Annotated in this window: 20 protein-coding genes, 1 tRNA gene and 2 pseudogenes; 4 read left to right on the top strand and 19 right to left on the bottom strand. The window is 35.7% G+C overall.

Features of this window, described 5'->3' with window-relative positions:
- A pseudogene (locus H964_RS04690) lies at positions 1-961 on the top strand (transposase); the annotation flags it as partial.
- Between the two features lie 140 nt (positions 962-1101).
- On the opposite strand, the pseudogene H964_RS04685 reads toward H964_RS04690, so the two are convergent.
- Positions 1102-1685, bottom strand: a pseudogene (locus tag H964_RS04685) (Uma2 family endonuclease).
- Between the two features lie 274 nt (positions 1686-1959).
- Complete coding sequence (locus H964_RS04680) at positions 1960-3354, bottom strand: alpha-glucosidase/alpha-galactosidase (RefSeq protein ID WP_039765141.1); 1395 nt, start codon at positions 3352-3354, stop codon at positions 1960-1962.
- A gap of 200 nt (positions 3355-3554) precedes the next feature.
- Here H964_RS04680 and H964_RS04675 point away from each other — a divergent pair.
- Positions 3555-3630 (top strand) — tRNA-Trp (locus tag H964_RS04675).
- Between the two features lie 150 nt (positions 3631-3780).
- Here H964_RS04675 and H964_RS04670 read toward each other — a convergent pair.
- The 11 genes from H964_RS04670 to thyX form a co-directional block, all read right to left on the bottom strand.
- The gene (locus H964_RS04670; RefSeq protein ID WP_039765138.1) at positions 3781-5370 is read right to left on the bottom strand and encodes an FMN-binding glutamate synthase family protein; all 1590 of its coding nucleotides are present in this window, start codon (positions 5368-5370) and stop codon (positions 3781-3783) included.
- Positions 5371-5497: 127 nt separating this feature from the next.
- On the bottom strand, positions 5498-6847 hold the full coding sequence (locus H964_RS04665) for a phenylacetate--CoA ligase family protein (protein WP_039765136.1): 1350 nt from the start codon (positions 6845-6847) through the stop codon (positions 5498-5500).
- A 160-nt stretch (positions 6848-7007) separates the two neighbouring features.
- On the bottom strand, positions 7008-8696 hold the full coding sequence (argS, locus tag H964_RS04660; RefSeq protein WP_039765134.1) for an arginine--tRNA ligase: 1689 nt from the start codon (positions 8694-8696) through the stop codon (positions 7008-7010).
- Positions 8693-9130, bottom strand: a complete 438-nt coding sequence (locus H964_RS04655) for a DUF1934 domain-containing protein (protein WP_039765133.1) — start codon at positions 9128-9130, stop codon at positions 8693-8695. The genes argS and H964_RS04655 overlap by 4 nt, the downstream gene beginning before the upstream one ends.
- Before the next feature lie 24 nt (positions 9131-9154).
- Positions 9155-9958: a glutamate racemase gene (murI, locus tag H964_RS04650; protein ID WP_039765130.1), complete on the bottom strand. Its 804-nt coding sequence runs from the start codon at positions 9956-9958 to the stop codon at positions 9155-9157.
- A 5-nt stretch (positions 9959-9963) separates the two neighbouring features.
- Positions 9964-11058: a D-alanine--D-alanine ligase family protein gene (locus H964_RS04645; RefSeq protein WP_039765127.1), complete on the bottom strand. Its 1095-nt coding sequence runs from the start codon at positions 11056-11058 to the stop codon at positions 9964-9966.
- Between the two features lie 106 nt (positions 11059-11164).
- The gene (locus H964_RS04640) at positions 11165-12568 is read right to left on the bottom strand and encodes a phosphoglucomutase/phosphomannomutase family protein (protein WP_039765125.1); all 1404 of its coding nucleotides are present in this window, start codon (positions 12566-12568) and stop codon (positions 11165-11167) included.
- Positions 12569-12732: 164 nt separating this feature from the next.
- A complete protein-coding gene (locus H964_RS04635) occupies positions 12733-13365 on the bottom strand; it encodes an RNA polymerase sporulation sigma factor SigH (RefSeq protein WP_011916908.1) in 633 nt (210 codons plus the stop codon).
- A 98-nt stretch (positions 13366-13463) separates the two neighbouring features.
- On the bottom strand, positions 13464-13967 hold the full coding sequence (locus H964_RS04630) for an NYN domain-containing protein (protein ID WP_307189055.1): 504 nt from the start codon (positions 13965-13967) through the stop codon (positions 13464-13466).
- Positions 13960-14721 (bottom strand): 23S rRNA (guanosine(2251)-2'-O)-methyltransferase RlmB, encoded by a 762-nt coding sequence (gene rlmB, locus H964_RS04625; RefSeq protein WP_039765121.1) that lies wholly within the window; start codon positions 14719-14721, stop codon positions 13960-13962. The genes H964_RS04630 and rlmB overlap by 8 nt, the downstream gene beginning before the upstream one ends.
- Positions 14708-15496 (bottom strand): FAD-dependent thymidylate synthase, encoded by a 789-nt coding sequence (gene thyX, locus H964_RS04620; RefSeq protein WP_039765120.1) that lies wholly within the window; start codon positions 15494-15496, stop codon positions 14708-14710. Before thyX ends, rlmB begins: the two co-directional genes overlap by 14 nt.
- Before the next feature lie 99 nt (positions 15497-15595).
- Here thyX and H964_RS04615 point away from each other — a divergent pair, with 99 nt between their 5' ends.
- Entirely contained in the window at positions 15596-16621 is a 1026-nt protein-coding gene (locus H964_RS04615) for a DnaD domain protein (protein ID WP_039765147.1), read from the top strand.
- Positions 16608-17639, top strand: a complete 1032-nt coding sequence (locus H964_RS04610; RefSeq protein ID WP_039765116.1) for an ATP-binding protein — start codon at positions 16608-16610, stop codon at positions 17637-17639. Before H964_RS04615 ends, H964_RS04610 begins: the two co-directional genes overlap by 14 nt.
- Here the strand turns inward: H964_RS04610 and fabZ are convergent.
- The 6 genes from fabZ to H964_RS04580 form a co-directional block, all read right to left on the bottom strand.
- Positions 17632-18054: a 3-hydroxyacyl-ACP dehydratase FabZ gene (fabZ, locus tag H964_RS04605; RefSeq protein ID WP_039765113.1), complete on the bottom strand. Its 423-nt coding sequence runs from the start codon at positions 18052-18054 to the stop codon at positions 17632-17634. The two genes, H964_RS04610 and fabZ, sit on opposite strands and share 8 nt — an antisense overlap.
- 36 nt (positions 18055-18090) lie before the next feature.
- Positions 18091-19116, bottom strand: a complete 1026-nt coding sequence (locus tag H964_RS04600) for a DUF1646 family protein (protein WP_039765111.1) — start codon at positions 19114-19116, stop codon at positions 18091-18093.
- A gap of 33 nt (positions 19117-19149) precedes the next feature.
- Positions 19150-19542, bottom strand: coding sequence for a Mini-ribonuclease 3 (locus H964_RS04595; protein ID WP_193353813.1), 393 nt, complete (start codon positions 19540-19542; stop codon positions 19150-19152).
- Positions 19543-19599: 57 nt separating this feature from the next.
- Positions 19600-21081 carry an aminotransferase class I/II-fold pyridoxal phosphate-dependent enzyme gene (locus H964_RS04590; RefSeq protein WP_039765107.1) on the bottom strand — a complete coding sequence of 494 codons (1482 nt, stop codon included), beginning with the start codon at positions 21079-21081 and terminating at the stop codon, positions 19600-19602.
- 65 nt (positions 21082-21146) lie between these two features.
- Positions 21147-21797 carry an MgtC/SapB family protein gene (locus H964_RS04585; protein WP_039765101.1) on the bottom strand — a complete coding sequence of 217 codons (651 nt, stop codon included), beginning with the start codon at positions 21795-21797 and terminating at the stop codon, positions 21147-21149.
- 134 nt (positions 21798-21931) lie between these two features.
- Positions 21932-23629: an ABC transporter substrate-binding protein gene (locus H964_RS04580; protein WP_039765099.1), complete on the bottom strand. Its 1698-nt coding sequence runs from the start codon at positions 23627-23629 to the stop codon at positions 21932-21934.
- Positions 23630-23664 lie beyond the last annotated feature (35 nt).

Raw genomic sequence — 23664 nt, 5'->3', positions numbered from 1 at the left:
TTAAACATGTATTGTTCAAAAGACAATCCTACTCGTCCAGCCTTAAAACAGCTCTTAGAAAATTTGCTCGAATCCTTAATGTTGTCAGAAAGAAATATTTACCTTGCTAAAAACTAAAATGACAAAGGTAATGAATTTTATGATAGTCTTTAGCCCCAAATGGTTACTCGGAAATCCTACTTCTTCAAACTTTGAAAACCATGAATCTACTTTGTTCTGAAAATGAAATCTTAAAAATCAAAGAGGACCTTAAAAACGAACTTCAGTTATTTAAACAAAGAAAACTACCTACAAGCACTTTTGCACTTATCATCGATGGCTATCATTGCGAAGTTAAAAGACAATTCTAAAGTTAAACAAACTACTTGCTATGCCGTGCTTGGTATCGATTTGGAGCTAAAAAAGACATCTTTGGAGTTTACACCATTTTCAGTAAAGAAAATAAAACCGATTGTATAAAAGTATTTGAAGACTTAATTTACAACAGGTCTTAAAGAAGTTTTAATTGTTGAAAGCGATGACTTTCCTGGTATTACAGAAGCTATAAAACTTGCTTACCTGCTTGCTGATCATAAGCTTTTCTTTGTTCACCTCCAACGTAATGTCAGAAAACATACGGCAAAAGAAGATGCTTCAGCTTTTAATAAAAGTTTGGACAAAATCAGAAAAGGAATATTTGAAAAAGCAGAGTTTTATCTTGCCCACATGAAATATCCTAAAGATTTGAGAAAACATGTCTATACTACAAATGCAGTTGAAAATGTCAATAGTATGATTGATAAAATCAGAATAAACTCTAGTGGATATTTTCAGTCTGTAGATGTTTTAGAAATAAAATACTTACTTACAATGTGAGAACCTGTGTCGTACAAAATGGAAAAAAATGAGTACCTGGCATTAAAAAATGTTACTTTGCAATATAATACAGCTCTACAACTTGCGTTATAAATTGAAAACATAAAATTCTTGACAGGTCTCCCTGTCGTTTTTGTTTGCCGCTCTCATCTCTTCCTATGGTGGTTTGACCGCACCAAAGCCCATCTTTTATTCTGTATATGCTGCCTTCATTATTTCCTCTCTTTTTTGGTCTTGGCAGGCATTTTATAGTACCTCTTTGATTTGTGCAAAGTCTATTATAAGGTCTTCAAAGATACCAACTTTGACTTTATCATTGAATGTGTAAATTACTGGCGGCAAGTAATCTTCTTTGTCCTTGAGTCAATATATCAAAATTATTTGGTTGTTGGGATTGACAATCCAATACTCCTTGACTTTATACTGATTATACAGGTTTAGTTTTCTAACATAGTCGTGAGATGGATTATATTCTGACACAATCTCAATTATCATCTCAGGAGCTCCAACGCAGCCTCTTTCAGTGAGTTTTTTCTTATTGCATATGACTGATATGTCGGGCTGGACAACGTTTATTGCTTTGCTTTCATCCTGTCCTTCCTTTACAAGAACAACATCAAATGAGGCTGCGTAAAGTTCACAAGGTTTTTATTTTGTTTAATATAACTTCCAAAAATCAAAAAGTCAATTCCAAAGATAATCTTCTGGTGTACCCTTGAAGGTGCAGGGTTCATATCATAAATGACACCATCAATAAGTCCTACTCTTGCGTCTTCTGGAAACCCAAGATAGTCTGCATATGTGTAAACCTTAGGTATTCTTTCTTCCATCTAAATCACCTTCTTTGTTGTATTATGTGGGGTTCTGTAATAAACTTGACAAGCCATAAATGAATTCCGGTTAATGTTAATAATGTTTCCTTTTCGCATATTATACATTAAATAAATTTATTAAATAAGTATAAGCAAAACTCTTTTTTGATTTCTCAGATTTGAAGAGCTATTAATTTAGAATTTCAAATTCAAATATAGTACAACAATAAAGGGGCTCGTTATGAGACACCTAACAAGCCCCTGATGGTTATTTTTGAAATTGTTGTAATCCTTACAAACCTAAATATGCCAAATACTTTTTAGTGTTATTTATCATCTCATCAAAAAGCTGCTCAGCTTTGTTCTGTGGTAGTCTTTCAACTGCAGGGTCATTTAAGAATACTCTTTTTGCAAGGTTCAAATCCTTTTCTAAAGCAGCTTTAACTATAAGCTCTTGATTGCTGATATGCCTTGTCATTATGCTTGCCAAATCTGAAGGCAGCTTTCCTGCATAAACAGGTCTGACGTCATCATGAGTAAACACTGCATTTGTCTCAACTATAGCTCCTATTGGAAGATTCGGTATTTGACCCATATTTGGCAAATTCACGTTTGTCACCAACGTATCCAAACCTAAAATAGCTTTCACCTGCATAACTCCTTCTTCTCCAGAAGGATTCAATGGGACATCTTTTTGGCCGGTTGCATATTCTTTGCTAAGTCTAATCAACTCTTCTCTATGTTTAATTCTCCATTCGACAGGTGTTAAGTTGAATTTCCATTTATAAACTGTCTCTTTGTCTCTAAGATAAATGTAGGGGACAAATTCAGCCAAGTGTCTATCACCTGCTGCAGCAATAAGTCCAAAGCGTTTAAACAAATCAAACTTTACTCTGTTTGCAGAAGCAAAATAATCTTTTTCCCACAATCCTTTTGTTTTTTCATACCCTTCTTCATAATATTTGTTCACAAATTCTTTGTAAAGAGGGAATAAATCATAAGTTTTGTATGATGCTTTGTCAAACCACGTAAAATGATTTATACCAAGAACATTTACCTTGATTTCTCTTCTTGAGATTTCTTTTTCTTCTCCTAAAAATTCTCTTACAACCTCCGTCAAAAGCTTTTGTGTACCAAAAACTTCATGACAGCAGCCAAAAGCCTTTATTTTAGGAAATACCTCATATAGTGCTTTCAGACATATGGCCATTGGATTCGTGTAATTGATAACCCAAGCATCTGGACAATTTCTCTTTATAGTTTCTGCAAATTCAACATACATAGGAACAGTTCTAAGCCCTCTGATAAGACCACCTGGCCCTGTTGTGTCACCTACAGACTGGTATATACCATATTTCTCAGGAGCATGGACATCCGAATACATCTCTTCAAATGTCCCAGGCAAAATCGAAATGATAACAAAATCTGCACCATATAAAGCTTCATCTAAGCTCTTTACAGCAACATATTTCCACTTCCCTACTACCTCAGGCTTGCTTGAAAGCTTATTACCTATTACTTCATTTGTCTTGGCAGCTTCAAAATCAATGTCGTAAAGTCTCACAGTACCACTCAAGTCCTTCTCTAAAGCTAAATCAGTCATCAACCTCCATGCCCAGCCGCGTGAACCCCCACCAATGTATGCTATATTGATTTGTTTCTGTTGTTCTGATGTGGTATTCAACATTACTCCCTCCTATAATAATTGCAAATTTCAAATAAATTATATCATAAAATTCACTCAAAACCAAACCATTAATATCCTGTATTTTTATTTTATTCTATTGATGTTTGAAACATCATTAGAAATTTAAAATTTCTCTATGTCCTTAAGCTAAAAAAGATATTGACAACCTTATAGTTGGTGCCTTATAATAAAAGAGGTGTAGGGGCGTAGCTCAATTGGTAGAGTAGCGGTCTCCAAAACCGTTGGCTGGGGGTTCGAGTCCCTCCGCCCCTGCCATTAAAGGTTAATATCGAAATTAGGACATGAAATAAATGAACGGGGAACGAAATATTTTATTAAAACCAAAATACAAAAGGGGCTGTAACTTATTGTCTATTAGTTAACAGCCCCTTTAGTTTTTGTTTAAAAAATTGAACTATCTCAATTTTATTCTTCCAAAATTCTCTCTGCCTCCTCTCTGTACGCATCCATTACGTATGGAATACCTGATATCTTAGCAGCATCTTCTGTGAGTGCAATCAAATCCTTTCTTGAGATTGTAGAGATTCTGAAGTTCCTTGACCCTGCCATAAGCTGCTGCAAACCTGTTTTGAATTTCTGTACAAATGTGTAAATACCAATTGCACCAAGAGGAATATTCTTTATTTCATCACCATACTTTTCTTTAAGCTCTTCATATGTGATAAATATCTCTTCTGGTGTTGTACCATACTTGGAAACTGTCTTTGGCAAATTACCTTCTTTGAGCCACTTTTCAATGTTTTTGCCTACCATTCCTGGTATCATTAGTGCTCTTCCCATACAAACAGCTTTTACATATGGTGCACCCATTGCAATTGCCTTGAATACACCATCTTCGGTTGAAAATCCGCCTGCAATTGCAAGGTCAGGAACTCTGAAACCTCTTTTAGTAAGCTTCTCTGCAAACTGATATGCCAATGCTTCTAAGTAAAATGTTGGAATTCCCCATTCATTCATCATTGGCCACGGGCTCATGCCTGTGCCACCTGGTGCACCATCAATTGTTATCAAATCAAGTTTTGCCTCAGCACCAAACCTCAGTGCCATTGCAAGTTCAACAGCTGAATATGCCCCAGTTTTTAAAGTAATTCTTTTAAATCCAAGACTTCTAAGTCTTTCTATCTCTTTCAAAAAGCTTTCTTTCTCAACAAAACCAAGTCTTGAATGTCTTTCAAATTCTCTTAGGACACCTTTCTTGAACGCCTCTTGCACTTCTTTCAAAGTTGGGTCAGGAAGAACTACATAACCTCTTTTTTTCAGTTCAAGAGCTCTTTCAAGGCTTTTTACCTTAATCTCACCACCAATACATTTTGCGCCTTGGCCCCATTTGAGCTCGATTGTGTCAAGCCCATGCTTTTCAATGACATACTCTGCAACACCAAGACGTGTATCTTCAACATTCATCTGAACAAGTATCTCACCCCAGCCCTCGTAAAACCTCTTGTATGTAGTAATTCTCCTGTCCATTTCAGGAGATTTCTTGACCTTGCCATCTGAAGTAAGTTCAAGCTCTGGATCAACACCACAGACATTTTCACCACAGACAAGAGTAATGCCTGAAATAGCGGCACCAATCGCAAAATGTTCCCAGTTTTTGCGTGCAATCTCTGTTGACCCCAGCGCACCTGTGAATATTGGAACCTTCATTTTTACCTTCTTTTCCCAACCGTATTCAGTTGTTGTGTCAACGTTTGAGAAGATTGCTGTGTCAGGATTTGCCTCAACCCCTTCAGGAAGGCCCTTTGCACCAACTGCATAACCTTGGATGTTTAAATGTGAATAGTCGACAGGATAATTTTTGTTAGCTCCTGCTGTCACTTCACCAAATGGCCCAGGATATAGAACCTCTCTTCCTCTAAATGATGCTAAAAAGATTTCACAGCCTCCTTGGCAGCCATCAACACACCTTGTACAAAGTCCCGACATAGGAACAACATCTCTTGAACGGTTAAACGTACCTGTTGCCTCGTTCGCATTTGGCCTTCTTAGGTTCACTTTAACCATCCTCCCTTCCTGCATTGTTGAGTTAGATAACATTAATAAGTAGTTGTATTAAATCATAGATCTATACTAAGTAAAGCTAACATTGTTGCGCCAATTTTTACCAACGGTAAAAGTGTTCTCATAATGGGATTTTGTATTCTCTGATTGTATATCTTATTTTGCCTGAGGGTCCAGTTGGAATCTCATTTACATAATCAACCTTTATGGAAATGTCGCCAAACTTATTTTTTATACTCTTTACAAATTGTTCTACTTCTCTTTCATCAAATCTTTTTCCTTTTACAATCTTAAGTGTCATATTATCTAAATCATGCTGAATGAGCTGATACTGTAGCACTCCTTCCATCTCTCTTGCTAATATGTTAAAGAAATGACTATCATAAATTTCACCGCTTTTTGCCACAAAAATCTCGTCTATCCTACCATCTATTTCCTTGATAGTAGGAAAACCTATCCCACAGTCGCACATCTCGTCATCCAAAGTTACAACATCTCCAAGCCGATACCTCAGCCTTGGCATTACATAATTGTGAAGGTCTGTAACTAAAATAGCTTTTTTGTTTTTATCTTCCACACCTTCAATGTCGACAAACTCATAATAGCCTGTTAGAGTCATCAAATGCATCTTACCTTTTCTGCATTGATAGGCAATAATACCTCCATCTCTTGCACCATATTCATTTATCACAGGACATCTGAAAACCTCTTCTATCAAATTTTTCTGGTATTCATATAAATTCTCGGCTGTTGTAACAACACCTTTTAGTTTTAATTTGAGCTCTATCTTATTCTCCTTAATAAGGCTTGCAAGTTTATAAGCAGCCGAAGGATAAGCGTATATAAAGGAAGGTTTGTATTTTTGAATCTTCTTTGCTATATTCTTTATATTTCTTTCATTTATCTCCCAGGATGAGATTATCAGTCTATTTTTCAACACAAGCTCTTTAAATTTGTCTTTCAAACTCTTTGTATTTTCAATATCATTTAAGGACGCCCAAAGCATAAGACACCTGTCGCCAATATTAATCCCCCACCATGAAAGTCCCAAATATCTTGCTGCCTCGTACCACTCAACTGTCTCCCTGTCTATGTAAAACTTCACAGGCTCACCTGTAGAACCACCTGTTTTGTTGAGAATACAGTGTGATAAATTTGCTTTGTCAGACAAATACAAATCTCTATTTTGGTTGAACTCTTTTTTCTCTAAGATAGGAAATTCAAGCAAAGCGTTTTCTGGTTCGGTCATAATCTTTTCTCTCAAATATTCAAACTTTTTGTACGCTGGAACATGCTCCAAACAAAAAAGAAGTAGTTTTTTTAACTCTTCCTTCTGGATGTTTTTTATCTCCAATTTATTTTTTGATTGATTGTTTTTCAAAATATTCAATTTTCTTCTAATTCTATTTCCTTTGAATAATTCCATTAAAGGAAAGAATACATTTCTAATTAGTATTGCAAATATATCCATGGTACAACTCCCAACTTGAGTGTTTTTTACTATTCAAATTATATCATATTGTTTCAAAGACTAACAATAGATTAAAAACTTTTAATCTAAATTTTATTCAAAGTAGACAAAAAAGCCTCTTAACCATTTGTCAAAAATAGTTAAGAGGCCCCATCTTTATTTACATTTTTTCTGGAGCATCAACACCCAAAAGTGTCAGCACATTTTTAGTTACAATCCTTACACATTCGACAAGTGAAAGTCTTGTATGCATTAGCTCTTCGTTTTCATTTTTTACCCTACATGCATTGTAAAAAGCATGAAAAATTGAGGCCAAATCTAAAAGGTACTTTGTAACCCTGCTAACATCTAAATTGCGTGCTGCAATCTCTATCTCTTCTGGAAGCTCCAAAAGTTTTTTGAGAAGCTCAAGCTCTTCCTCTTGCTGCAAGAGCTCAAGTTTTATTTTATCTCTATTTAATACAATCTCCTCTTCAGAAAGAGCCCTTAATATTCCACAAGTTCTCGCATGAGCATACTGCACATAGAATACAGGATTGTCAAGGGTTTGCTGTGTTACAAGGTCTAAATCTATTTCAATGTGCGTGTCAGCTGACTTTGTGTTGAACATAAACCTTGCAGCATCCTTGCCAATTTCTTCTATTAATTCAATAAGTGTAATAGCTTTACCTGTCCTTTTTGACATTCTCACTACTTCTTTGCCACGAACAAGCCGTACAAGCTGCATAAGGATTATAACAAGTCTTTCAGGGTCAATTCCAAGCGCTTTCATTGCAGCCTTCATCCTTGGGACATGTCCGTGATGGTCTGCTCCCCAAATATCAATTACAATGTCAAACCCTCGTTTCTCAAACTTGTTCCTGTGGTAAGCAATGTCAGCTGCAAAATACGTGGGTATTCCATTTGTTCTTATCAAAACCTCATCTTTTAAATTTTCATCCAACTTTGATGCAGCAAACCAAACAGCTCCGTCTTTTTCATAAGTAAAACCTCTTCTTTTCAAATCCTCAACTGTCTCGTAAACCTCACCACTTTCGTAAAGACTGCTTTCATGAAACCAAACATCATATTCAATACCATACTTTTGCAAGTGTTCCTTCATAAGAGCAATATTTCTTTTTAACGCAAACTCCACAAGTTTTCTTCTTCTCTCTTCAGATGGCAAACCTTCCAAGTCATCTCTATTTTCATTTAAATACTCCTTTACTCTTTCGATTATATCATCACCATGATAACAGTCCTCTGGAAGCTCAATATTTTCACCTTTTAGCTGTCTATATCTTATCTCAAGGCTCTGTCCAAATTTTTCTATCTGGTTGCCCGCATCGTTTACATAAAACTCTTTTGTAACTTTATACCCTGCCCATTTTAAAAGGTTTGCAAGACAGTCGCCAAGCGCACCACCTCGCGCATTTCCCATGTGCATAGGTCCTGTTGGATTTGCCGAAACAAACTCGACCATTACCTTTTTGCCATTTCCAATATCTACCCTACCGTAACCATCACCTTCAGAAAGTATAACATCTACAACTTTGTAAAGCCACTCTTTTTTGAAAAAGAAATTGATAAAGCCTGGCCCTGCAATTTCTACTTTTTCAATCAAAGTGTTTGTCAGGTCAATATTATCTACAATGTTCTGAGCTATTTCACGTGGGTTTTTTTTGAGTTTTCTCGTAAGCTCCATTGCAATGTTGGTTGCAAAATCGCCATGAACTTTTTCTTTTGGTTTTTCGATCATTATTGGAGGAACAACATCGTTTAGCTGAAATATGCCCTTTTCAACGCAAGTATTTATAGCCTTTTCAATGGTGTCTTTTATCTGGTCTTTTGCAAGTTTTACTAAATTCAATTTTTTACACCTGCCTCTTTTATTTTGAGTAAAAAGTCGTTCTCAGACATCATATGCGAATCTAAATCTATGGCATACTCAACAAAAACTTCTCCACCATTCTCTGTTAAATCAACTTTCATCTTTTTTGTGTACACACCTATCATTATCACACCGTCTTCAGTGATATATGTTGATATATGCCTTTTACCCGGCTCAAAAATAAGGGTTGACGTAACATCACCATAGCGAATTAATGTTATATGGTTTGGCTGAATCTTAAATGTAGTAGTTGTACCTTCAAGCCCAGTAAGCTCGCTTTCTTTATATGTCACATAAAAGCTTTCACCTTTTTTATAAAACGTGCCTTCTGTGAAAAACTCTATGCTATTCTCAAGGCTATTTATGGGGTATTCTTGGGTGCCCTTGACAAAAATCAAAACGTCTTTTTTCATACTTTCACCCCAAAAACATTGGTTTTAATATTTTTCTATATCAATCTTTTCTTCACATTTTATCTTTTCATTTAAGAATATTGAAGCAACTGCTTCGAACTTTTTCAAATTGTCACTTGCATAAAAATAATAAGTTGGCTCCTCCTCTGAGGTATTTAACATATTATTTTGTTTTAGAACCTCATATGTTTGTTTTGCTGTCTCAAGTGCAGGGTTTATCAAACTCACTTCTGGTAAAATTTTCTTTATGACATTTTGTAAAAATGGATAGTGTGTACACCCTAAAACAAGGGTATCTATTCCTTTTTCTTTAAACTCTTCTAAATATTCTTTTGCAACAAGGTATGTTACCTCTTTATCAATCCATCCTTCCTCAACAAGCGGCACAAACAGAGGACAGGGCTTTGAAAACACCTTTATATCAGGGTCGAACTCTAAAATCTTTTTCTCAAAAGAACCGCTTGCAATTGTCCCCTCTGTTCCAATTACACCGACCTTTTTATTCTTCGTTGCCAAAGCTGCAGCTCTTGCCCCTGGTTCAATAACAGCAATTATAGGAATATCAAATTGGCCTTTCAAAAATTCATATGCATAGGCAGAGGCTGTATTACAAGCCACAACTACAATCTTGATATTTTTTGAAAGTAAAAACCTTGTATTTTGCATTGCAAACTTCGTCACTGTCTCTTTGGACTTAGATCCATATGGGATTCTCGCTGTATCACCAAAATATACAATGCTCTCATTTGGCATGAGATTTACAATCTCTTTGAATACTGTAAGCCCGCCAAGGCCTGAGTCAAATATCCCAATTGGTCTTGTATCCATAGGCTTTAACCCTCTTTGCTATATTTTATGCTTTGTTTTTGTTGGTTCTTTTCAATTGCAAGTTGTATGAGTTTGTCAAGAAGCTGAGGATATGGTATACCGCTGTACTCCATCAGTTTTGGATACATAGAAATACTTGTAAAGCCAGGAATTGTATTTACTTCATTGAAATACACCTTGTTAGTTTCTTTGTCAACAAAAAAGTCTATTCTTGCCATACCACTACACTCAAAAAGCTTGTAAATCTTAACAGCAAGCTCCTTAATCTCATCCTCTACCTGCTTTTCAAGTTTCGCAGGAATGATCAATTCTGATGAACCATCTATATACTTTGCTTCATATGAATAAAACTCTCGCGACGGTACTATCTCACCCAGGGCCGATACGAGAATTTCGCTATTGCCAAGCACTGCACACTCAATCTCACGTGCATTTATAGCCTGTTCGATCAAAATCTTGGTATCATACAAAAATGCCTCGTGGATTGCCAAAATCAGCTCGTCTTTGTCTTTTGCCTTTGAAATTCCAACTGAGGAGCCCGAATTTGCAGGCTTTACAAATACAGGATACGAAAACTCGCTTTCAATCCGTCTGATGAAATATTCCTTTTTGGAAAGATACTCATCTTTGTAAATCACTAAAAAATGGCCCTGTGGAATCCCCTCTAAAAGAGCAAGTTTTTTAGCAAAAGCTTTGTCCATGCATAGCGCTGATGACAACACTCCACATCCAACATATGGAATACCAGAGAGTTCTAAAAGGCCTTGTACAGTACCATCCTCACCATTTAATCCATGCAATACAGGAAATACAACGTCAATGTCAATAAAGGTAGCTTCACTATCTTTTATCTTCACAAGCGCTTTTTTAGTCCTGTCTGGTGAGATAAAACATTCAATTGAATACATTGTCCATTTGCTGTCTAAATCTTCTATCTTGCCTGTGTACAAAAGCCATTTTCCTTCTTTTGTAATACCAATTGGTATTATTTCGTATTTTTCCTTGTCAAGGTTTTGCATAACCGATTTTGCAGAGATTATCGAAACTTCATGCTCTGTGGAAACTCCACCGAACAAAACTGCAACCTTTAATTTGGTCATCTACGAATTACCTCCACAAATGTGCTTTTTGCAAATTTATAATATTCATATTCATAGATTCTTCAATTTTATTACACTTAAGCAATAAGCAATCCTGTATAAAAAACTACAAACCCAGATATTCTTTTACCTCAGAAAGTATATTTTCAAGAGTCTTTGCATCCTTGCTTTCTGCATATATTCTAATCAAATCCTCTGTACCAGAGGCTCTTACCAGAAACCATGACTCGTCCTCTAAAATAACCTTTAGTCCATCTCTTGTCCTGTACTCTAAACATTTAAGTCCGGCTATACTGTCTTTTCCAAAATTTTTTACTCTTTCCAATGCTTCTTGTTTTTTGCTATGTGTGGTTCTAACATCAATTCTTTTATTATATAGCTTTCCATACTCAGATTCAATTCTATCTAAAATCTCTCTTGGAGATTTTTGAAGTTTTGCAACCGCCTCTGCCACCAAAAGGTCAGCTAAAATCCCATCCTTTTCTGGTACATGCCCTTTTATAGAAAGTCCACCTGATTCCTCACCACCAATTAAAGCATCCTCTTTCATTAGACACTCTGCAATGTACTTAAACCCAACTGGTGTTTCAATACATCTCATACCATGTTTTTGAGCAATCTTGTCAATCATAGATGTTGTTGCAACAGTTCTGGCAACAGACGAAGCCTTGCCTCTTGTGTTAATTAAATAATCTGTTAACATAAATATCACTTCATTTGCTGAAATAAACTGACCGTCAGGGTTTACAACACCAAACCTGTCAGCATCACCATCTGTTGCAAGCCCTAAATCAAACTCCTCTGTCTTTATAATCTCAAGCAAATCCTTCATATTCTCTAAATTTGGCTCTGGCAAATGACCACCAAAAAGTGGGTCTCGCCAGTTGTTTATTACTTTTACGTCACATCCAAGCCGTCTTAGCGCCTCGTCAATATACCCTATCCCACAACCATACATGGGATTTACAAGCACTTTTAGTTGTTTGCCCTCAAACGCTTTTTTGTCTATCAGATTTAATATGTCGTTCAAATACTCTTCTTTGTAGTCAAAATACTCGATGAGATCTTTGTCAGGATTTATGTCTTTTAGACCTTCTTTTTGGATTCTCTCAACATTTTTTATTATCTTATCAGTGATTTGTGTATTCGCTGGACCACCATAATGAGGTATGAACTTTATTCCATTGTAATAATACGGGTTGTGACTTGCAGTTATCATAATTGCACCGCTTGCTCCTTTTTTCACAACTGCATGTGCAACAGCGGGCGTTGGAATCGGATTATTTGAAAAAAGTACATGGATAGCATTTGCACTCAAAATATCAGCACAAATCTTTGCAAAGTTCTCTGAATGGAATCTATAGTCATAACCAATGATTATTTTCGGATTTTCGTAAGTTTCCAGGACATAATCTGAAATAGCTTGAGCAACAATTTTTACGTTGTCAAATGTAAAGTCGTCTGCAATAATCCCTCGCCAACCATCTGTTCCAAAGGTTATTTTTTTCATTTTCATTTTGGCCCCCTTTTTAAAAAAATTGGACAACTATATTATAATATAGTTTAAAATTTTTACAACAAACAAAAAAGATGGCCTGCGCAAGCCTATCTCCCAACTTTGCTGCAGCCATCTTCCTAAAACTCTCCTTTTGTCCTTTTCAAAGTTTACATCTCTTATTCAGAAGTATTTAAATACTTTTCAATCTTCTTTTTTACACGTTGAAGAGCATTGTCAATTGATTTCACATCTTTGTGAATCATCTCGGCAATTTCTTGATAGCTCCTTCCTTCAAGGTATAGGTTTAGAACCTTGTACTCAAATGGACTTAGACACCCTGTGATGACATTTAAGGCGTTTTCAAACTCCTCCTTTGTAATCATAACCTCTTCCGGATCAGAGATAAAAGAGTTAGCAATTGTGTCAAGCAAAGTCCTCTCGTCATTCTCTTCATAAACGGGTTTGTTTAGTGATATGTACGTGTTAAGAGGTATATGCTTTTGCCTACTTGCTGTCTTTATTGCAGTTATCACCTGCCTTGTTATACAGAGCTCTGCAAATAACTTAAAGGCAGGATACTTGGTCTCATCAAAATCACGTACAGCTTTAAAAAGCCCTATCATGCCTTCTTGATAAATGTCATCCTTTTCAGCACCAATTAAAAAGTACATTCTACACTTTGCCTTTACAAGGTTTTGATACCTATTTAAAAGCTCTTCTGTAGCCTCTTTGATACCCTCGCGCGAATACTTTACAAGTTCTTCATCTGTACACTCTTTGAAATTTAAAAGTTGTTTTTGTGATGTCAAGGCAAAATGCCTCCTTAATTTTTTAAGCCTTTTTTGTCATATGTTCACACGCAAGATATCTTCCCACATCATAATTATATATTATCACCAAAGGTGTATCAAGCTTGGTCTAATCTTTTTTTGAATTTCTCTAACTTTTCAAGAATGCTACTATCAAGCGTATCTTCAAGTCTGTCTTTTCTCATTATCTTTTCATTCGTCTTCTTCTCAAGCTCCTTTTTGTAATTCTCAATCTCATATATAAGCTCTCTTGGAGGCATTCTAACAGCTCCATTCCCTAAAATCATAAGCTGTTCTAAGTAATCAGATGTCACAACTGCTATTGATTCATACTTTGCATTTTCATAGACATACTTTTCTATGTAGTTATCAGCTGTTTCACCTTCTTTAGTAAATACCACTTCTATGTCATTTATAACTTCTTTTCTCCGCTGAGCACCTCTTACCAAATGTGAGTCAAAAACAACTGTTATTCTATACCCTTTATACCCCGAAAAGTCAGCCAAAATATCTATAAGTTTTTTTCGTGCTACTTCTAAATCATCTTTAGCAATCTCTTTTAACTTGCTCCAAGCGTTTATAAAGTTGTAGCCGTCAACCATCAAGTGCACCTTTTCTTTCTCCTTCTTCGATTCTTTGTTTTAAAACCTCAAAGAATATAATCCCTGCTGCAACAGAAGCATTGTAAGAATTGACTTTGCCTTTCTGAGGAATTTTAACTAAAAAATCAGCTCCTTCTTTTACAAGCCTCGAAACTCCTTTACCTTCAGAGCCAATCACAATACACATTGGAATCTTAAAATCACAATCATACAAAAGCTTTGTGGCATTGTTGTCTGCTGCGTACACCCAAATACCCTTTTCTTTTAGGCTGTCTATTGTTCTTCTCAAATTCACAACTCTTGCTACTTTAATGTGTTCAATTGCACCAGCTGAAGCTTTTTCAACAGTAGGGGTGATCGGACATGAATTCCTTGCCTCAATAATAATACCATGTGCACCACATAAATGTGCAGACCTTATAATTGAACCAAAATTATGTGGGTCAGTAATCTCGTCTAATAACACTAAAAAAGGCTTTTCGCCTTTATTTGCTGCTTCAAGCAAAAGGTCATCTATATCCCAGTACTTATATTCCTGAGCAATAGCAATTACCCCCTGTGGATTTTTCGTCTTTGACATCTTGTCAATCTTGCTTTTATCAACAAACTTCACAACAATGCCTTTTTGTTTGCAAAGGTTTATAATCTCAGAGATGTTCTTGTCCTTTGCAGTGTTTGATATATATACTTCTGTTATTTGAGTGCTGCTATTTAGTGCCTCTTTTACTGGATTTTTGCCTTCAATTGTCCTCATCTTTTTCCCTCTTTCCAAGGTATTTTTGTCTGACCTTATCATACTCCCCACAAGAAAACTTGCCTTCTGGACAATAGCCGAGCTTTATACATTTGGGACCTGCAAATTTGAATAAATTTGGCGCAATACCTTTTACTATCTCCAAAATTTTATCAGCAACACTTCTTATCTCCCACTGAGCTCTGTTGCAACATCGCTCATTAAAAAAATGTAAAAGTTCTCTTGCGTTCATTGTCATGATTATCTTTGTCTCACACGCATTGGGAAGAACATACCTTGCATCTTCTATTGCCATCTTCTCGGCCTTCTTCAAAGCCTCTTTTTCACTCAAACCTTTGCTAACAAGAACTTTTTTGTGTTTTTCCTGCAACTTTTCTGTCAAAAGTCTATAGGTTTTTGCAATCTCATTCATTGTGTCTATGAATATATTTTTAAGCTCTTGGTCCTCTTCTATACTTGGCGGGATTACATAGTCAAACCCATCAAGCCTTACATACCTTTGGGACTGCTGAGAATATGAAGCAATCCTGTGCCTGACAAGCTGGTGTGTAAAGCTCCTGCTAACACCCTCAATCCCAAACGTAAAGCTCACATGCTCAAGCGGAGATTCATGACCAACATCAATCAAGAGATTTAAAAAGTTTTTAACTGCTTCGCTATCGAGCTTATCATAAATATTTTCAACTGATGTATTTGAGTAACAAAGCTTTGCAGCTGTTGCTACAACCTTTTCAGGGTCGGGTGTATGCGACAAAAGAACAACCTTAAAGCTCATTTTTATCCTCCATCTTCTTTTATTGACTTTTATTGGTATAAAAATAAAGATGATTTTGTGATAAAATTATTTTATCACAAAAAGGGGGCATTTTTATATATGCTAAAGGTCTTTATTCAACAAAAGGTTCAAAATTTTGTTGTAATCACTTATGACTTTATTAAAAACCATATGCCTTTTTCTGACGGGGAGTTCGTAAAGGTATACATATACTTAAAGTTCTTGCTTCAAAACAAAGTGGAAACTATTGAGATAAACAAGATAGCACATGACCTAAACCTTCTTGAGAGTGATGTAATCAAAGCTCTTGAATTTTGGTCAGAAAGAAGACTGATAAAGCTTACAAAAGACGCAGATGGAAATATAACAATTGATTTTTTGGACGAAAAGCTTGAGTTTGAAAAGCCTGAAAATGCACCTACACCCCCTGTGTACACAACTGAAGACTTATCAAGGTTTTACGAAACAGACGAAAAATTCAGGGGACTTCTTGAATTTGCTCAAAAGCAATACTGCAGGACTTTCAATAAAAACGATATAGACGTACTTCTTGAGATTTATGATTGGTTAAAGCTCCCTATTGAGGTAATATATCTTCTCATCAACTATGTGACAATTAATAAGAATAATAAGAATCTTAAATACCTTGAACAAATGGCAATTAAGTGGAAAGAGCTGAATATAGATAGTATCGAAAAGGCTGAAGAGTACATAAGGTCACAAGAGGACACAAGTAGAATAAAGAGGCTTGTACTTCAAAACCTTGGAATATATCACAGAGCTCCAACTAAGGTCGAAGATGAGATTATGAACGTTTGGATAAATGATTGGAAGATGCCTGAAGAGGTCATAATGTATGCTCTAACTCTTACAAAAAATGTAAACAACCCAACTGTAAACTATGTAAATGGTATAATAAAGCGATGGTATGAAGCAGGACTAAGAAGTTTAGAGTCAATCAAAAAGTTTGAGCTTGAAAATGCACAAAAGAGGGAGAAGAACAAAAAACAGTCAAGTTCTAAGAAAGCTTTATACGAGGAAAGAGATCCATCTACATATACAGCTCTTGAAGAACTTTATAAAAAAGCATTGAGAGGGAATAGAGATGACGATGATGACGAATAAAAAGAAGATAATTGAGATGATAAACAGGATATATCAGCAACGTCGTCAAAATGCAGAAATTGCAAGAGAAAGAAAGATTGCTCAGCTTTCTTCCAAGTCAAAAGATTTTGCTATATTAAGTGAAAAGATAACAAAGGCAGGCCTAAAACTTTCACAAGCCTCTCTTTCTCAAAACCAAGCTGAGATAGAAAAGTACTCAAAGATACTTGATAGCTTACTTCAGAAGCGGACAAAACTTTTGATTGAGCTTGGACTTGGAAGTAATTATTTAGAGCCTGAGTACTCATGCCAAGCATGCCATGACACTGGTTTTATTGTAAGTGAAAACGGGATTGAAGTTTGCAGATGTAGAACACAGCTCTTCATAGAACTTTTGTACGAACAGAGTAAGTTAAAAGATATTTTAAAAGAGCATAATTTTAAAAATTTTAACTTAGAATATTATTCAAAAGAGATAGACCTACAGGAAGGTATATCACCTTATGAAAATATGTTAAACATCATAAAAGAAGTAAAAAAATTTATCAAAAACTTTGACAAACCTTCTCAAAAAGGACTACTTTTTTACGGTAGTACTGGGCTTGGAAAGACCTTTTTAGCCCACTGTATTGCCAAAGAGATTATTGACAAGAAAAAAACTGTAATATTTCTTGACAGCATTGCATTTTTCGAGATTTTAAAAGAAAAATATTCCAAAATGGTAAGGTTATACGATGAGGTAGATGATGAAGAGTACAAAAGTCTTGAAGAGGTAGACCTTTTGATTATAGACGACCTTGGGAATGAGGGAAAAAGCCCAGACTTTTGTCATGGTGTATTCCAAAGCCTTTTGGATAAACGCTACATGACAAATAAAAAGACGGTTATTACAACAAACTATAATATTGACGGTTTGTTAAAGCTCTATTCAGACAAAACAATGGGAAGACTTCATGAGTATTTCATGTTTTTGCACTTTTTTGGTGACGATATAAGAGTGTTAAAAGCAAAAAGCCAATTAGAAAGGAGAGCTACTTAATTGCAAACAGTAGCTCTCCTTCGCAAACAACTTCACCTTCCACATAAGCAGTTGCCTTTGCTTTCCCAATATACCCTTTTAGAGAAATCAGCTCTGTTTCAATCAAAAGCACATCTCCCGGTCTTACAACTTTTCTAAATCTCACCTTATCAACTCCTGCAAAAAATGGTGTTTTGCCCTTAAACTCTTCCTTTGAGAGTATAGCAACAGCCCCAACCTGTGCCATTGCCTCAACAATTAAAACACCTGGCATAACAGGGTTTCCCGGAAAGTGTCCTTGGAAAAATGGCTCATTTATTGTCACATTTTTAATGCCTTTTGCCTTTTTTCCCTCTTCTACCTCAATTATTCTGTCAACAAGCAAAAATGGGTACCTGTGTGGTAAAATCTGCAATATACCGGTAACATCGTACATTAGCCACATCTTCCCTTCATAAGTTTTTAAAATTTTTTACAGTTTAATTATAAACACCAAAACAAAATATACAGCCATCAAAACCAAACCTATCGGAACTCCAATCCTTGCCCACTCTTTACTTTTAATCTTGAACTTTCCTGCAGAGATTATATTTGGTATATTTCCGGGAATTAACATTCCTCCACTTATAATCATTCCAAGAATAATTGCTCGGACCTGTTCATCTGTCATTTCTCTTGAAATCTCTGCAGCTGCCAGGGTAGCATTATCCACTATTGCAGAAATCATGTTTACCCAGTAAAGAATTTGGGCATCTAACTTTATAATGTACAAATCTATCAAGGGTTTAAAAGCAGTCCCTAACAGTTCAAGTGCAAATACGAATACAAAAACCTTAAAAGCTCTTAAAAAAACATCTTTAATGCTCTCTGCACTTTCTGTAAATTCATCTTTATCTACTTTACTTGCCTTTTTAACAACAAGAGCTGCTAAAAAAGCCATTAACAGTATTGTGATAAAAATTTCTAACCCAACTGCTCTTGCTAAATAGAAAAAGTCTGCTTTAAGCTTTGAAATAGTAATTGTTGCTAATGGTTCACCAACTGGTGTCAATGCCGCTCCAAATCCAATTGCAAAGCACGCCAATACAATAACCTTTACCTTGGTGTTTCTGTCAAGTGGCATGTGATGCATTATTTCGGTTAATAAAAGTGACGCAATTATGGCAGTAATAAAACTCGAACTTAATCCCAAAATAACAATTACAACAAATACAAAAAACTGAATTGAAATTCTATGAGTTAGTAATTCTATCATTGTGTTTATTCTATTTCTAAAGAAGAAAAACAACATCCCTGCTATTAAAACAGCAAAAGTTATATAATAAAGCAAATGATTTTTAAGAATATGTTCAAATAAATCTAAGCTCATTTGCTTTGAAATAATAACACCTATAATACCCATTATGAACAAAAAATACTCTAAATTATGTTCTACTGCCTTAACAAAAAAAGGCAAAAATAAAATAATCAAAAGAAGAACTATTAACCCGCCGATCATTTTTTATCAACTCCTCCAAGACTAATAGCAAAATTAGTTATTCTCCCCTATTTGTTGCTCTTGTGTTATTATTTCATATACTTGAGAAAGAATATACTCTAACCTTTCAGTATTGTTTTCTAAATACAAATAACCAATCAATGTTTCAAGTGCCGTAGCATATTTATAATCACTTAACTTTGCATTCTTAGGAACAGTTTTACTCTTTGCGTTTCTACCTCTTTTCACAATTCTCTTTTCATTTTCATCAAGCATTTCATACAACTTTTTTATGGCTATTGCTTGACTTGAAGCTCTTACATACTTAGTAGTTTTCAAATAATAATGATAAGGAGTCAAATCAGGATTTTCGGATATCACTTTATTTCTTACATATAATTCATACACTGCATCACCGATATAAGCATATACTAAAGGACTAAGCAATTTATCAACACTCTCTCTTGAATGAGTTTTAAAAGTCACTTACTCACATGACTTTTCTCAATCAGCGGTACCTAAAACTCTAATTGTATTGACATACGGGTCAGCAGTACCTTGAAGCTGACAGTCCTCTTCTTTCAGGAGTTTAATATAGTCAACAAGGTCTTTTGTTATTCTCTCACCAGGCAAAATAAGTGGTATTCCAGGTGGATACGCCATTACCATCTCGCCAGAAATCTCACCGACTGCATTGTCAAGCTCAACAACCTTCTTTGAGCTATAAAAAGCATCACGTGGCGAAACAATAACCTGTGGTGAGTGAAGCACTATTGTTGGAGTCTTTACATCTTTTACACCAAGCTTCTTTGCCATATCTCTAAGTGCTTCAATTAGCTTTTCTACACTTTCTTGTGTGTCACCCAACGAGATTATTGCCAAAATATTGTAAAGGTCAGACATCTCTATCTGGATGTTGTACTCATCTCTCAGGATTCTCTCTGCTTCATAACCAGTGATACCAAGCCTTCGAACGTTGATTCCAAGTTTTGTTTCGTCAAAATCATATACGCCAGGTGTTCCAATCAGCTCTTTTCCAAATGCATAAAGTCCTTCAATCTTGTTTATCTCTTCCCTTGCCATTCTGGCAAGTCTCAAAGTCTCTTCTAACATCTCTTCACCATACATAGCAAGCTGTTTTCGTGCAACGTCAATTGAACACATCAAGATATAGGATGAACTTGTTGTCATAGTAAGGTTCAAAACCTGTTTTACTGTCTCTGGTTGAATCCTGTGACCTCGCAAAAGAAGTACAGAACTTTGAGTAAGTGACCCACCTGTCTTGTGTGTTGACACAGCACTCATATCAGCACCAACTTCCATGGCAGTCAGTGGAAAATCGTTGTGAAAGCCCATATGAGCACCATGTGCCTCATCAACTAAAACTGCCATGCCAAATTTGTGTGCAGTTCGAGTTATAGACTTTAAATCACTCGCTATACCATAGTATGTTGGATTAATAACAAATACAGCTTTTGCATGAGGATGTTTTAATATAGCTTTTTTCACATTCTCAATTGTCACGCCCATTGTAATCCCAAGCTCTTCATTTACCTCTGGCTGTACATACACTGGAATTGCCCCGCTCAAGATTATTCCGCCAAACGCGCTCTTGTGCGCATTTCGAGGCAGTATTATCTCATCCCCAGGTTCGCATGCTGACATTATCATTGTCTGGACACCAGATGTTGTACCGTTTACTAAAAAGTATGCATATTGAGCACCAAATGCACTTGCAAAAAGCTTTTCAGCCTCGTAGATAACTCCAATCGGGTTGTTTGCATTGTCCAAATCTTCCATACCATTTAGGTCCATTAGCATGACATTCTGCCCGACAAAATCAGTAAACTCCTTCAAGCCTCTACCATACTTGTGACCTGGCACATGAAATGGGATGATGTTTTTCTCAATGTGTCTTTTTACAGCATCAAAAAGGGGTGTTCTGCTCTGGTCCTCCTTTGTCACCTTATTCTGCCCTGCCTCCATCCATTATATTTTTTAATTTTCTGAATGATAATTATACCACACTACAATTTTTTTAAAAGTATTTTTTATTCAAAAGTTACGCGGCTCACACCTTCAACCAAATATAAATCCGTAATAAGCTGGTTTATATTGCTATCTGGTAGAACTAAAGCTTTATAAAACACTTTTTCAGACTCTTCATGCATAAATTTAATATCCTTTATAGTTACTGAGTGTGAAGTCAAAATTGAATCTATCTTTTGAATAGAACTTCTTAGATTGTGACCCTCAACAATAATTGTCCTCAAAATTCCTTTTGAAACAAATCTTACTTCAAACTTTTTTAATAGAATCAAAGTAAGATACACTGCTGCAGTTGCCAAAAAAGCTCCTTTGTAATACCCGATTCCAATTGCAAGACCAATACATGCAACAGCCCACAAAGTTGCAGCAGTTGTCAAACCCTTTACAGTCGCACCATCTTTTATAATTGTTCCTGCACCCAAAAAACCAATACCCGAGATAACTTGAGCACCAAGTCTTGCAACATCTATGTCTGCGTGGCCTTTGTAGTATACATTAAAAATATACTGTGATGTCATCATAACAAGAGCAGAACCCACACAGACTAAAATATGAGTTCTAAAACCTGCCGGTCTGTGAACATTTTCTCTCTCAATACCAATAAGCCCACCTGCTAAGATCGCAAAGATAATTTTTAGTATATCTTCTAACATTTTCAAATCCCTCAATTTCTATAAGAAGAGTATATTAATTATTTTATACTACAAATTATGACAAAATAAAAGGGCTGCCTCATTCCAGACAGCCCCCTTTACAATCCACAATTTTTAAAATAATATCAACTTGATTATTTTGTCCACAACTCTATATTTTGCTTGATTCTCTTTGTATAATATTCTTCAACCTTTCTATTGCCGAGTTTCTCAAACCCAGCCAGAAAATCGTTCCATACTTTGTCAAAATCCTTTTCTTTTGCCATAACAACTTTTGGAATTGTTGATAATGTATAATTCCAAATTTTATCGTTAATAGTCTTGATCTCTGGATCATCAATTGATATCATCCACAGATAACCCCATGTCTTTTCAGGATACTCATTAGCTTTTGGGAACAAATCTTTCCAAATTTCTGCCTTATATGCTGATAGCACCTTTTTCTCAACATCACTATAGTTCTTTCTTATATCTTCTTTTCTTGTGTCAGGCGCAATTGGATTGCCTGTCGAATCAATATACGTATTAGGCAATCTTGGGAATGGATAAATGTAAGGGCCTATACCAGTCTTCTTTGCAAATGTAGGATCAGTTTTCCTCATCTGGTCATATTTTGGTGTAAATACTCTCTTACCCTTTACATATGTGTGATGAACACCTTCAATACCCCACTGTCTTAAGATATTAGCATCTTCTGTGCACATCCAGTCAAGGAATTTAATTGCTCTTACCTTATCTTTGCACTTTACTGTTATAGCAACACCCCAACCACCTGTATATCCAACTTTTACATCAGGTGGACATTGTTTTATTTTTTCATTAACTGTAACAGGATAATAACCATATGTGTATTCGTACTTACCTGCCTTCTTGAGAGCAGTAATTGGTTCACCTACCGCCCAACCCGCGTCAATTAAAGCAAGAACTCTTCCAGAAGCAATTTTTGCTTTATACTGGTCGTCTTTCTGGACAAATGTCTCTCTATCAAGGATTCCTGCGTTCCATAAGTGATTTAACCATTTGAAATATTCTTTTTCAATTGGACGTTTATAATGTCTTATTACTTTCAAAGTTTTTGGATCAACATAAAACTCTCCATCATCTGGTGCACCTGTTGCCTGAAAAGCTGGATTTGTAACCGAAATAACAGTTCGCCAGTCATCAGCAGAAAGTGTGAGCGGAATTGTTGGAAGTCCATCTGTAGTAGGATGTTTCTTCCAGTACTTGACTATTGTATTTTCAAAGTCTTTGATTGTTCTTATTCTTGGGTACTTTTGTTCAATTACTACTCTGTGCTGAATCATAAAACCGCCATTAACATCCAAAGTTGCGTCATTGTCTGTTGTAATTCCCAAACAGTAAATATGTGGATCCTGTGGACTCCATCTGAGTCTTTTAAGGTTTTTGCCATATGCTTTTTTGATATTAGGACCGTACTTTTCAATTAAACTGTCTAACTGTACAATACCACCGGCCTTCTTAAGAAGTTGCAAGTCTCCTTTTGCATATACCAGGTCTGGATAATCACCACTTGCAGCCATGAGTTGAAGTTTCTGTTGACCAGCACCCTGAGCTATTGCATACTCAATCTTTAATGTAACACCTGTAAGTTCTTTTATCTTCTGTGCAACTGGTGACTTAAATCCATCATCATTTGGGTTTGTTTCAGCACTGTACATAGTGAGTGTAATTGGTTTTTTTGCTTCGGGTGTTGGCTTGAGAGGCTTTACAAGTTTTGAACTCCCAGCATTACCAACTAAACAAATACCTAAGACAAAGCTAATTATAACAACTACCGAAATAACTGCAAAAAATCTTTTTGAGATTCTCATAGTTTTTCAAAACCTCCCCTTTTTTATGTTTTTAG

The sequence above is a fragment of the Caldicellulosiruptor sp. F32 genome (assembly GCF_000404025.1).
GTDB lineage: Bacteria > Bacillota > Thermoanaerobacteria > Caldicellulosiruptorales > Caldicellulosiruptoraceae > Caldicellulosiruptor > Caldicellulosiruptor saccharolyticus.
The sequence above is the reverse complement of the archived record's forward strand: the minus strand, read 5'-3'. Positions and strand labels throughout refer to the sequence as shown.

What these genes read in the sequence shown, in the direction of transcription:
- H964_RS04680 (WP_039765141.1), bottom strand. Translation starts at nt 3,354, where the DNA reads ATGTTGAATACCACATCAGAACAACAGAAACAAATCAATATAGCATAC.
- H964_RS04665 (WP_039765136.1), bottom strand. Translation starts at nt 6,847, where the DNA reads ATGGATATATTTGCAATACTAATTAGAAATGTATTCTTTCCTTTAATG.
- H964_RS04655 (WP_039765133.1), bottom strand. Translation starts at nt 9,130, where the DNA reads ATGAAAAAAGACGTTTTGATTTTTGTCAAGGGCACCCAAGAATACCCC.
- murI (WP_039765130.1), bottom strand. Translation starts at nt 9,958, where the DNA reads ATGGATACAAGACCAATTGGGATATTTGACTCAGGCCTTGGCGGGCTT.
- H964_RS04645 (WP_039765127.1), bottom strand. Translation starts at nt 11,058, where the DNA reads ATGACCAAATTAAAGGTTGCAGTTTTGTTCGGTGGAGTTTCCACAGAG.
- H964_RS04640 (WP_039765125.1), bottom strand. Translation starts at nt 12,568, where the DNA reads ATGAAAAAAATAACCTTTGGAACAGATGGTTGGCGAGGGATTATTGCA.
- H964_RS04630 (WP_307189055.1), bottom strand. Translation starts at nt 13,967, where the DNA reads ATGGTTGACGGCTACAACTTTATAAACGCTTGGAGCAAGTTAAAAGAG.
- rlmB (WP_039765121.1), bottom strand. Translation starts at nt 14,721, where the DNA reads ATGAGGACAATTGAAGGCAAAAATCCAGTAAAAGAGGCACTAAATAGC.
- thyX (WP_039765120.1), bottom strand. Translation starts at nt 15,496, where the DNA reads ATGAGCTTTAAGGTTGTTCTTTTGTCGCATACACCCGACCCTGAAAAG.
- H964_RS04615 (WP_039765147.1), top strand. Translation starts at nt 15,596, where the DNA reads ATGCTAAAGGTCTTTATTCAACAAAAGGTTCAAAATTTTGTTGTAATC.
- H964_RS04610 (WP_039765116.1), top strand. Translation starts at nt 16,608, where the DNA reads ATGATGACGAATAAAAAGAAGATAATTGAGATGATAAACAGGATATAT.
- fabZ (WP_039765113.1), bottom strand. Translation starts at nt 18,054, where the DNA reads ATGTACGATGTTACCGGTATATTGCAGATTTTACCACACAGGTACCCA.
- H964_RS04600 (WP_039765111.1), bottom strand. Translation starts at nt 19,116, where the DNA reads ATGATCGGCGGGTTAATAGTTCTTCTTTTGATTATTTTATTTTTGCCT.
- H964_RS04590 (WP_039765107.1), bottom strand. Translation starts at nt 21,081, where the DNA reads ATGGAGGCAGGGCAGAATAAGGTGACAAAGGAGGACCAGAGCAGAACA.
- H964_RS04585 (WP_039765101.1), bottom strand. Translation starts at nt 21,797, where the DNA reads ATGTTAGAAGATATACTAAAAATTATCTTTGCGATCTTAGCAGGTGGG.
- H964_RS04580 (WP_039765099.1), bottom strand. Translation starts at nt 23,629, where the DNA reads ATGAGAATCTCAAAAAGATTTTTTGCAGTTATTTCGGTAGTTGTTATA.